The sequence below is a fragment of the Bradyrhizobium sp. 160 genome (assembly GCF_023073735.1).
Taxonomy (GTDB): domain Bacteria; phylum Pseudomonadota; class Alphaproteobacteria; order Rhizobiales; family Xanthobacteraceae; genus Bradyrhizobium.
The window spans coordinates 39,964-50,347 of record NZ_JADPKD010000071.1 but is presented as its reverse complement, the minus strand read 5'-3'; the positions used below and the strand labels follow the sequence as shown (position 1 = coordinate 50,347).

Here is a 10,384-nt window from a genome sequence, read left to right as displayed (position 1 = left end):
CGATAGGATGATCGAGCAACATCGTCGTCTCCAGGTTGAATGGATGCAACCTCAGTCTGGCCTCAGACTTGGTCGCTATCCACCCCCATGGAATCTTCGTCGCAAGAGCTCCTCGCAATGACAAGAGCGACTAGTCATTGAACAATGGCGGCGGCACGAACCCGCCGAACTCGCGCTCGATCAGCTCGGCGAGCTTCAGCGGCGTGCGATCCTCGAGGAAGGGCCCGATGATCTGCACGCCCACCGGCAGGCCGTCCTTCGACAGGCCGAGCGGAATGGCCGTTGCGGGCAAGCCGGTCAGTGTGGCGATGCCGGGCCAGGCAAGCTGGTCCGGATAGGCAAAGTCCTTGCCGTCGATATTGATCCGGCGCGTCTCCTGCTGCGGCGAATGATCATGCGGGTAGGCCGGTGTCGGCATGATCGGACAGATCACCGCATCGAATGTCCTGAACAATTGCCGCCATTGCGCGCGCAGCCCGGCGCGGGCGCCCTCGTCGAACACCCAGGCTTGATGCGTGCAGGTCATGCCGCGCAGCCGCTCGGCGGCAAGGCTCTTGTCCTCTGGCGAGAGCTGCGCCGCTCCGGCACGTGCGCCGGCGAGAATGTCCGGCGAAAAGAACGCGCCGAGAAAGCTCATCAGCATGCGCATGTAGAGGCGCGAGGCTTCCGTAAAATCGGGAAACAGCGGACTCTCGCGTGCGACGCTGGCGCCCATGCTCGCCAATTGGCCCGCCAGCTTGTCGATCGCGCCGCGAATGTCGGCATTCGCCGGCAGCAACGGGTGAGTGTCAATCACGAGCACACGGAAATCCTTCAGCGTGTGATGTCGCGTCTCCGGCAACGCAAGCCTGTATCCGATGCCGAGGTCCAGCGGATCCGGCCCTGCCATCACTTCCAGGAGCAGAGGCAGATCGGCCGCACTCCGCGCCATCGGACCGATCACCGCCATGTCGCGCTCCATCGGGATGGCGGGAAATGGCGGCGGCGTATGGCCGCGCGTCGGGCAGAGATTGTAGGTCGGCTTGTGCGCATAGACCCCGCAATGGAAGGCGGGCACCCGCAGCGAGCCGCCGATGTCGGAGCCGAGCGAGAGCGGTCCATAGCCGGCCGCCAGCGCCGCAGACGAGCCGCCCGATGAGCCGCCGGGCGTGCGGCCGAGATCGAAGGGATTGTTGGTGACGCCATAGATGTCGTTGTAGCTCTGCCAATCCCCCAAGCCGACGGGAACGTTGGTCTTGCCGAGGATGATGCCGCCGGCGTTTTTCACCCGGGTGATCGACAGTGCATCTTCCGCCGGCTTGAAATCCTTCTGCGGCGTCCAGCCCCATGTCGTGGGCAGGCCGGCGACGTTGAAGGATTCTTTCACCGTGACGGGCAGGCCCAGCAGGGGTTTTCGTTCGCCGCGCGCCAATGCGGCGTCCGCCTCGCGCGCCGCAACAAGCGCGCGATCAAAATCGCGCACGCAGATCGCGTTGATCTTGCCGTCGTGACGTTCGATGCGGTCGATCGCGTCCCGGGTGAGCTCGACCGCGGAGACCTTTTTGGTGGTCAACGCGCTCGACAGCTCGACTGCTGTCTTGAAACTCCATTGCGATTTGGCCAAGGCATGCTCCTGTGCATATTTCGGAGGATGATGCGCAGTTTGGCCCAATGCCGCAACGGCTGTTTGATCGCGGTTGACGCTGTCATGCCCGCCGTGGCGGGGCATGACAGCATCAGATAGGCTGAAAGGGTTGGCTGCCTTACAGCTGGCCGAGCAGCGTATCGCCGCCGGAGACCTCGACCTTGCCGGGCATAGCCTCGAGATTCAGCTTCTTCACCACGCCGTCCTCGACCAGCATCGAATAGCGCTTGGAGCGGATGCCAAGGCCGTTAGCCGAGGCGTCCAGCTCCATGCCGATCGCCTTGGTGAAATCGGCATTGCCGTCGGCGAGGAAGATGGCCTCGTCGCGCTGGTCGGTGTCGCGCTTCCAGGCGTTCATGACGAAGGCGTCGTTGACGGAAACGATGGCGATGGTGTCGACGCCCTTGTCCTTGATGGCGTAGGCGTTGAGGAAGATGCTCGGCAGATGCATCTTGTGGCAGGTGCCGGTATAGGCGCCGGGCACCGCGAACAGCGCCACCTTCTTGCCCTTGAAGATATCGTCGGTGGTCTTCACCTGCGGACCTTCCGCCGTCATCACACGGAATTTCGCCTCGGGCAGCTTGTCGCCAACTTGGATGGTCATCGTCAGTCTCCCTGAATATCGGTCCCGCCTTTTAGACCGAGGCGCGGGCCTGCACAATATTGCCGGCGGCGGAAGCGGCGAGGCCGCGGTCGTTCACCGTGATGTCATCAGCCTGCAAAACCGCCGCCGTCGAGGAAGGCCTGCTCTTCCTCAGTCGTGTCACGGCCGAGAAGGCGATTGCGGTGGGGGAAGCGGCCGAAACGCTGGATGATGTCGGCGTGCTCGCGAGCGTATTTCAGGTTCTCGGCATTGTCGGTGTTTTGAAACAGCGCAACGCAATGCAGCTGGTCACTCAGGTGCTCGGAATGCATGAAGGGCAGATAGAGGAATTCGAGCAGGATGGGATCGACCTTGCGATCTGTGCCCCTTTCGATGGCGCGGCGGGCAACATCGCGCGCCAGCGCATCGCTGGCAAAGGCTTGCGGCGTGCCGCGGAACATGTTGCGGGGGAACTGGTCGAGCACGATGACCAGCGCGAGCGCGCCCTCGTCGCTCGTCTCCCATGATGCGAGCTCACCGGCGGCCGCCTTCTGCCACAGGCCGAGAAAGCGGCGCCTGACCTCTGCGTCGAAAGCGTCGTTGCGCTCATACCAGCGCTCGCGGCCGGCCTCGCGCCAGAAGGCGAGAACGTCGGATGGCGTGATGTCGCCGACCTCCAGCATGAATGAAAGCGGCCTTACGCCGCCTCCGCCTTCTTCTCGTCGCGGAGCTGCCGGCGCAGGATCTTGCCGACATTGGTCTTCGGCAAGTCGGTGCGGAATTCGATGTGCTTGGGCACCTTGTAGCCGGTGAGCTGCTCGTGACAGAACTTGATCACGTCCTCGGCCGTGAGGTTGGGGTCTTTCTTGACCACGAAGGCCTTCACAGCTTCGCCCGATTTGGAATCGGGGATGCCGATCACGGCGCATTCGAGCACGCCCGGATGGGTCGCGATGACTTCCTCGATCTCGTTGGGATAGACGTTGAAGCCGGAGACCAGGATCATGTCCTTCTTGCGATCGACGATCTTGGTGTAGCCTTTCTCGTCCATCACGCCGATGTCGCCGGTGCGGAAAAATCCGTCAGCGGTCATCACCTTGGCAGTCTCCTCCGGCTTGTTCCAATAGCCCGACATCACCTGCGGACCCTTGGCGCAGATTTCGCCGGGCTGGCCGAGCGGGACCTCGTTGCCATCGTCGTCGCGGATCGAGATCCAGGTCGAAGGCACGGGGATGCCGATCGTGCCCGAGAACTCCGTTGCCGTCGCCGGGTTGCAGGTCAGCGTCGGCGAGGTCTCCGACAGGCCGTAGCCTTCGGCGATGAAGCAGCCGGTGATCGCCTTCCACTGCTCCGCGACGGGGCGCTGCACCGCCATGCCGCCGCCGTTGGAGATCTTCAGCTTGGAGAAGTCGAGCTTCTTGAAGTCGGGATGATGCATCAGGCCGTTGTAGAGCGTGTTCACGGCCGGGAAGCTGTTGACCTGGTATTTCGCCAGCTCCTTGACGAAACCGGCGATGTCGCGCGGATTGGGGATCAACAGATTGCAGCCACCGGCGCGCACCGCGAGCAGGTAGCAGGCCGTCAACGCGAAGATGTGATAGAGCGGCAGTGCACAGACGATCATGAGCTGATCGACATGCGGCGGCGCGGCGAGTGCCGGCTGGAGCCAGGCGTCGTTCTGCAAGACGTTGGCGACGATGTTGCGGTGGAGCAGGGTGGCGCCCTTGGAGACGCCGGTGGTGCCGCCGGTATATTGCAGGAAGGCGACGTCGCCCGGCGAGAGTTTTGGCTTGCTGAAGGTCATGCCGCGGCCGGCGGAGAGCGCGTCGTTGAAGGACACTGCGCCCGGCAGCGACCAGGCCGGTACCATTTTCTTGAGGCGGCGGACCACGAGATTGACGATCACGCCCTTGAAACCGAGCAGGTCGCCCATGCTGGCGACGATGACGTGCTTGACCTGTGTCTTCGCGATCACCTGCTCGACCGTGTGGGCGAAATTCTCCAGCACGATAATGGCCTCGGCGCCGGAATCCTTGAGCTGATGCTCGAGCTCGCGCGGAGTATAGAGCGGATTGACGTTGACCACCGCGAAACCGGCGCGCAGCACGGCGGCGGTCGCGACCGGATATTGCAGTACGTTCGGCATCATGAGGGCGACCCGCGCGCCGCGCTGCAGCCCGCGGCCCTGCAAATAGGCGGCGAGCGCGACCGACATCTGGTCGAGGTCGCGATAGGTGATCGACTTGTCCATGCAAATGAACGCCTTGCGGTCGGCGAACCTGGTGAAGCTCTCCTCCAGCAGGTCGACCAGCGATGCGTATTGCGTCGGCTCGATGTCGGCGGGCACGCCGGGCGGATATTGCTTGAGCCAGATGCGCTCCATGGAAACTCCCCTCATCTAACTGAGCCCGTTGTGTCTCGGGCTTGCCTCATTGCCGTCAGTATCGAGCCTGCCGGAACGGGTGGCAAGCCGTCGAGGCTTATTGCAAAGGTCGGGGAGTAGCTATCGGAATCATCACTGAGCGCGCTGCCGCAGGTGCGAAGTGCGGGCGCGGTCCAGCCCCGAGGGGCCGTTAACTGTTGTTGGCCGGCTTGGTGGCGGCAGGCTTGGTGGCGGCCTTGGGCTTGGCGGGCTTCGGAGCCTGATCGCCGCTTGGCGCCGGTTTCTCGGCGGGTTTCGCCGCCGCATCGTGCTTGGCCGCGGCATGCTTGGTCCCGGCCGGCTTGGCTGCGGCCTTGGTGTCGCTTTTGGTATCGCTCTTGGCGTCAGGCTTGGCAGCCGGCTTCGCCGCCGCCGTCTTGGATTCCTTGCCCGCGTCCTTATTCCCGTCCTTCGGCTTGTCGGCGGCGTCAGGCTTCTTGGCGACGCGCGACTTCTTGCCACGCGGCTTCGCCACCGTCTGTTGGTCGGCATCGGCCGCGACGGCGGCGATCAGCGCCGTGCCGGTGCGAGTCGGGCCGGTATAGACCAGCACGGGCTCCGTGGCCGCCGGAGCAGAGGCTATCAACTCGGAGGCCTTGATCAGGGGCGGCTGAAGGCCGGCCGTGAAGAAGGTGACCTGGGCTTCGCCGCCGGTGGCCGATGCCGATCCGGTCGCCCCGCCATTGGCCGCGATCAACGCATCGTCGTCGTCGCTGGCCGGCCGCTTGCGGTTGGGCCCGCACATCTCGTCGCGCAGGTTCGGCGGCGAGGCGTCGACCGGCACGAGATTGTCGACGGTGCCGAGCGAGGGTCGCAGCCAGGTGAGATTGTCTTGAGCGAAGCCGCGCTCGAGCAACTGCGCCGCCTTCACCGCGCGCGCGGTGCCGGAATTGGCGCCCAGCACCACCGCGATCAGCCGGCGACCGTTGCGCGTGGCCGATGCCACGAGATTGTAGCCGGAGGCGCAGATGAAGCCGGTCTTGAAACCGTCGGCGCCGGGATAGCGGCCGATCAGCTTGTTGAAATTGCCGGTGATGCGCTTGCCGAAGCGGATCGCCGGGATGTGCACGAAGTACTCGTATTCCGGCAGGTCGCGCAGGAACGCGCGCGCCAGGATTCCGAGATCGCGCGCGGAGGTGATCTGGCCGTCGGCGGGCAGGCCGTTCGGATTGACGTAGCTCGTCTGCGTCATGCCGAGCTTCTTCGCGGTGTCGTTCATCATCGCGGAGAAGCCGTCGATCGATCCGCCGACGCCTTCGGCAAGCACCACGGCCATGTCATTCGCCGACTTGACCATCATCATCTTCAGCGCGTTGTCGACGGTGAGCTGCGTTCCCGGGCGGAAGCCCATCTTCGATGGCGACTGCGATGCTGCCGTCGGCGACACCGTGAGCAGCGTGTCGAGCGTGAGCCTGCCGTCCTTGACCGCCTTCAGCGTCACATAGGCGGTCATGATCTTGGTGACGGACGCGGGGTACCATGGAATGGTCGCATTATCGGCCTGCAGCACCTTGCCGCTGTCGGCCTCGATCAGCAGCAGCGCTTCGGCACTCGCCGCGCGCGGGGCGAGCAATGCGGCGCATGCGAGGCTCGCAGCGAACAGGTTGAACAGCGACTTGCGAAGCAGCGGGCGAAGGGGGTGCACTATCCGATTCCGGTCCTTGGAGACCCGCCGGTTCCGGGCGGTTCTCGTGATCTGATGTTCGGTTTTGAAATCCAGCGCCGCCGCTTGCGGCGTCGCAAACCTATACCGGCTGATGCCTCGAGAATAGGGGGACCGGTGCGGTATTCCGCAATGAAGTAGGCCGAATTTCGACGGTCCTATGGGGACTTGCTACGGGGATTTGACCGCAGTCGCGGCAGTCTCCGCCGCCGTCACGCTGGCCCGTGCGTTTTCCTGAACCATGAACTGGGCCCTGGCGAGCTCGGCGAAATGGCCGCCTTTGGCCACGAGTTCATCGAAAGTTCCGCTTTCGATCACCCGGCCGGCCTCGAACACCAGGATCCGCGTGGCGTTGCGGATGGTTGAGAGGCGGTGGGCGATCACGAAGGTGGTCCTGCCCTTCATCACTTCGTCGAGAGCGGTATTCACCTTGGCCTCGGTAACGGCGTCGAGCGCGCTGGTCGCCTCGTCCAGGATCAGGATCGGCGGATCTTTCAGCAGCGCGCGGGCGATCGACAGCCGCTGCCGCTCGCCGCCGGAGAGCATGCGGCCGCGTTCGCCGGCATTGGTCTCGAAGCCGCCGCTGCGCTCGATGAAGTCGAGCGCCTGCGCGCGCTCGGCCGCCTTGCGCATCTCGTCTTCGGTCGCATCCGGCTTGCCGACCAGCAGATTCTCCGCAATCGAGCGATTGAACAGCAGCGCCTCCTGGAACACCACGCCGATGTTCCGCCGCAGCGATGTCAGCGTGATCCCGCGTACATCCATGCCGTCGATCCGGATGAAGCCGGATTGCGGGTCGAAGGCACGGTGCAAGAGCGCGATCGCGGTCGACTTGCCGGCGCCGGTCGGACCGACCAGCGCGATGGTCTGGCCGGGCAGCGCCGTGAACGAGAGGTCCTCGACCGCCGGGCGCTTGCCGTCGTAGGAGAAGGTGACGTCGTTGAACTCGACGAGGCCGGAGAGCCTGCCGGCATCGATCGCGTCGGGGCGGTCGTGCACGGCGGGTACGGCATCGAGCACATTGAAGAATTCTCGCAGTCGTGGCGCCTCCATGAACACGCTGTTGATGAAGCTCACGACCTGTTCGAGCCTCTGGATCAGCATCGTCGCGAAACTCACGAACATCACGATCTCGCCGACGGAGGTCAGCCCCCGGTCGTGCAGCGCGATACCTATGGTGAAGATCGTGAGCACCGTGATGGTGGTCGAGGCGCGCGTGATGACGGTGACGAGCGCCCACCATGACAGCACCGGCATCTGCGCGGCCAGCAGCTCGTCGGCGACGGAGCGCAGCCCTTTGACCTCGGATTCGACGCGGACAAAGCTCTGCACCAGCGCGACGTTGCCGAGCGCATCGGAGGCGCGCGCAGACAGCTCGCTGTAGTGTTCCTCGACCTCCATCTGCATCCCGAAGGTCTTGCGCACCACGAAGGTCGTCAGCGCGGTGAAGACAATGCAGAGCACGAACAGCAGGATCGCGAGCCGCCAGTTCAGGTAGAGCGACAGCGGCAGCAGCACCACGACCGAGAGGATCGCAGCAAAATGCTCGCGGAAGAAGCCGAGCCATAGCCGCCACAGCGCGTCAGTGCCGTTGAGCATCACCTTCATCAGCCGGCCCGAATGGGTGCCGGAGTGGAAGGTCAGCGGCAGTTGCAGGATGTGCTCGAAATAATCGGTCAGCACCGCCTGGCGCTGGCGGTGCGAGAGCCGATCGGCCTGCAAGGCCACGAGCGCGCTGCATGCGATGGTGAACAGCCCGAACACGACCCAGGCGGCCAGGAACGGCCAGGCCGAGTTCGAGCCGGCCACCGACTTGCCCGAGAGCACGTCGATGATCCGGCCGAACAGCACGGGCTCGGCGAATTGCGAGCCCGCCAGCAGCAGATTGGCAATCGCGAGCAGCCAGCCCAGCCGCGCTTCCTTGCCGAGCAACTCGAGAACGCGGGTGTAGAGACGGAGGATGGACATGCGGGCGAGGAACTCGGCGAAGACGGACTTCGTATTCTAAGCAGGGATGCCCGCGAGATACAGCGGAAGCTTTCAGTTTTGCTCAGTTGATCACCCGGCCGGCCAGCGGCGGCAGGAATTGGTCGTCGAAGATCTCGGCCGCCGCCGGTCGATTGCGGAATTTGAAGTCCTGCGCGACCTGGCCGATCGAGCGCTCGAGGCGCGCCGGGTCGACGCCGCCGAGGCCGTTGCGCCTGACCTCGTCGGTCAGGATGTTGTCGGCGAGGGCGGTGCGCAGGCGCTCCAGCTGCTGCGGCGAAGGCGGGATTGACCACCACGGCAAAGCCGTAGGCTTCGCAGCCGTAATCTGCATAGCGCAGCACGACGAGATCGGCTGCGGGCACGCCGCGGTCGCGCAGGTTCACGGCCGACAGGTAACTGAAGCCGGCGACCGCATCGACCTGGCCCGCGGAGAGGATCGGCTCGCGCACCGCCGCGCTGATCTTGTGGAATTTGACCCGCGATGCATTGATGCCGTTCTGCTGCGCCAGTGCCGGCCACAGCCGCATCGACAGGTCGCTGTCGGCGACGCCGACGGTCTTGCCGTCGAGATCGGACAGGAGGTGGATGCCGCGGCTCTTGCGCGCGACGATCGCATAGGGCGCGCGGTTGAACAGCACGAACACGGCCTTGATCGGGGCCGCATGGTCCTTGTCGCGAAAGCGGATCAGCTCGTTGATGTCGACGAGCGCGAGCTCGCTGTCGCCTTTGGCGAGGCGCGCGAGGGCTTCCGACGACCCGGCTGCGGTGTTGAAGGACACGCTGAGATGCTCGGCGCCGAACCTGCCGTCCTTTGCGGCCAGGAAGAACGGCGCCATGCTCGCGTCCAATGGACGATCGAAGGTGAAGTGAATTGCAACGGATGGGACTGCGGTCTCGGCCACGCTCACATCGCGTGCAATCAGCGTCGCAAGCGAAATCGAAAGAGCCAGCAGGCAACGAAGAGCAATCGTCTTGAATTCCGACATCAGTTGCGCTGGTCCGGCATTGTTATGGTTCGTGACGCTCGCAGCGCCGGCTGGCGATCAGTCTTTCCGCGCCAACATGAACGGCGGATGAGCGGCGATTGCGGCATCGTACGCAACCCCATTCAGCTTGTGTTGGGGTTGGGGAACCCAACTTAGGTTATGCGGGTTTGAGAGGCATGAGCCTGTCCGCAGGCGTCCATTCCAGGTCCCAAAGGAGGGCCCAAGATATGATTGAGCGATTCTCCACGTTTGCGGGCCGAAAGGCCGTTCTTGCCACCGCGACGGCGCTGGCGCTGACCGCGATTGCTCCGACCGCTTCATACGCCGGCGGCCGCCACTGGCATGGCGGCGGAGGCGGCGCGGCCGCAGCTGCAGCTTTGGCCGCCATCGGCACAGGTCTCGCCATTGCCGCCACCCGTGATGCCTATGCCTATGACTACGGTCCGGGTTATGGCTATTACGGCGGGCCAGTCTATTACGGCCGCCCTGCTTACGGTCCCTATTATGGTCCGGGCCCCAACTACCAATATCAGCGCTATGGCGGGACGGCTCCGTCCGAGTTCTGCGGCCAAGGCTATTACACCAACTGCTACTAGCCGCCGGACGCCGTGCGTAACCCTGACAGGCCGTCGCGCTTGCTGTGCCGGCCTGTCGTTGCTTTTATTGCCGGGCGTTAACGCGCTCGCCATTGCTTTAGAGTAGTTTGAGTACATGAGTGATTCGCTTGAGCGGCTATATCTGGCTGTGCTCGCGGCCAGAGATCTTGATCCGGCAACATCGCGCACGGCCCGGCTGTTTCAGCGCGGCCCTTCCAAAATGGCGAAGAAACTGGCCGAAGAGGCCATCGAGGTCGTGATCGACGCGGTCAATGGCGATAGCGAGGCCGTGATCCGGGAGAGCGCCGATCTGCTCTACAATCTTACCGTGCTGTGGGCGTCGGCCGGGGTGCGTCCCGAGGACGTCTGGCGGGAGATGACGCGGCGTGAAGACATGCTCGGCATTGCCGAGAAGCTGCCGAAATCAGCGGTGAAATTGCCCAAAGTTGCGTCACCGCGCATTGCCTCAAGGCGGCCAATTGTCGCGCTCGAGGGCCGTGCCGCACGCAAGCGCCATTAAA

The 10,384-nt window shown here is 64.2% G+C and carries 8 protein-coding genes and 1 pseudogene; 2 read left to right on the top strand and 7 right to left on the bottom strand.

The genetic code is table 11. The annotated features are described in order from the left end of the window. Positions 1–130: 130 nt before the first annotated feature. The 7 genes and pseudogenes from IVA98_RS31030 to IVA98_RS31000 all read right to left on the bottom strand — a co-directional run bounded on the left by IVA98_RS31030 (position 131) and on the right by IVA98_RS31000 (position 9,267). Positions 131–1,603, bottom strand: coding sequence for an amidase (locus IVA98_RS31030; RefSeq protein ID WP_247356167.1), 1,473 nt, complete (start codon positions 1,601–1,603; stop codon positions 131–133). Between the two features lie 139 nt (positions 1,604–1,742). Further along, positions 1,743–2,228: a peroxiredoxin gene (locus IVA98_RS31025; protein WP_247278954.1), complete on the bottom strand. Its 486-nt coding sequence runs from the start codon at positions 2,226–2,228 to the stop codon at positions 1,743–1,745. Between the two features lie 107 nt (positions 2,229–2,335). Then, positions 2,336–2,890: a DUF924 family protein gene (locus tag IVA98_RS31020; protein WP_247298959.1), complete on the bottom strand. Its 555-nt coding sequence runs from the start codon at positions 2,888–2,890 to the stop codon at positions 2,336–2,338. Positions 2,891–2,904: 14 nt separating this feature from the next. After that, positions 2,905–4,590, bottom strand: a complete 1,686-nt coding sequence (locus IVA98_RS31015; protein ID WP_247298961.1) for a long-chain fatty acid--CoA ligase — start codon at positions 4,588–4,590, stop codon at positions 2,905–2,907. A gap of 190 nt (positions 4,591–4,780) precedes the next feature. Continuing rightward, positions 4,781–6,274 carry a D-alanyl-D-alanine carboxypeptidase family protein gene (locus IVA98_RS31010; protein ID WP_247356166.1) on the bottom strand — a complete coding sequence of 498 codons (1,494 nt, stop codon included), beginning with the start codon at positions 6,272–6,274 and terminating at the stop codon, positions 4,781–4,783. 189 nt (positions 6,275–6,463) lie between these two features. Further along, a complete protein-coding gene (locus IVA98_RS31005) occupies positions 6,464–8,260 on the bottom strand; it encodes a glucan ABC transporter ATP-binding protein/ permease (protein WP_247298965.1) in 1,797 nt (598 codons plus the stop codon). An 82-nt stretch (positions 8,261–8,342) separates the two neighbouring features. Continuing rightward, a pseudogene (locus IVA98_RS31000) lies at positions 8,343–9,267 on the bottom strand (ABC transporter substrate-binding protein). Positions 9,268–9,494: 227 nt separating this feature from the next. Between IVA98_RS31000 and IVA98_RS30995 the strand changes: the two are divergent. Both IVA98_RS30995 and hisE read left to right on the top strand, forming a co-directional pair. Beyond that, a complete protein-coding gene (locus IVA98_RS30995) occupies positions 9,495–9,863 on the top strand; it encodes a hypothetical protein (RefSeq protein ID WP_247332631.1) in 369 nt (122 codons plus the stop codon). Positions 9,864–9,978: 115 nt separating this feature from the next. Further along, the gene (hisE, locus tag IVA98_RS30990) at positions 9,979–10,383 is read left to right on the top strand and encodes a phosphoribosyl-ATP diphosphatase (protein WP_247298970.1); all 405 of its coding nucleotides are present in this window, start codon (positions 9,979–9,981) and stop codon (positions 10,381–10,383) included. Position 10,384: the final 1 nt, after the last annotated feature.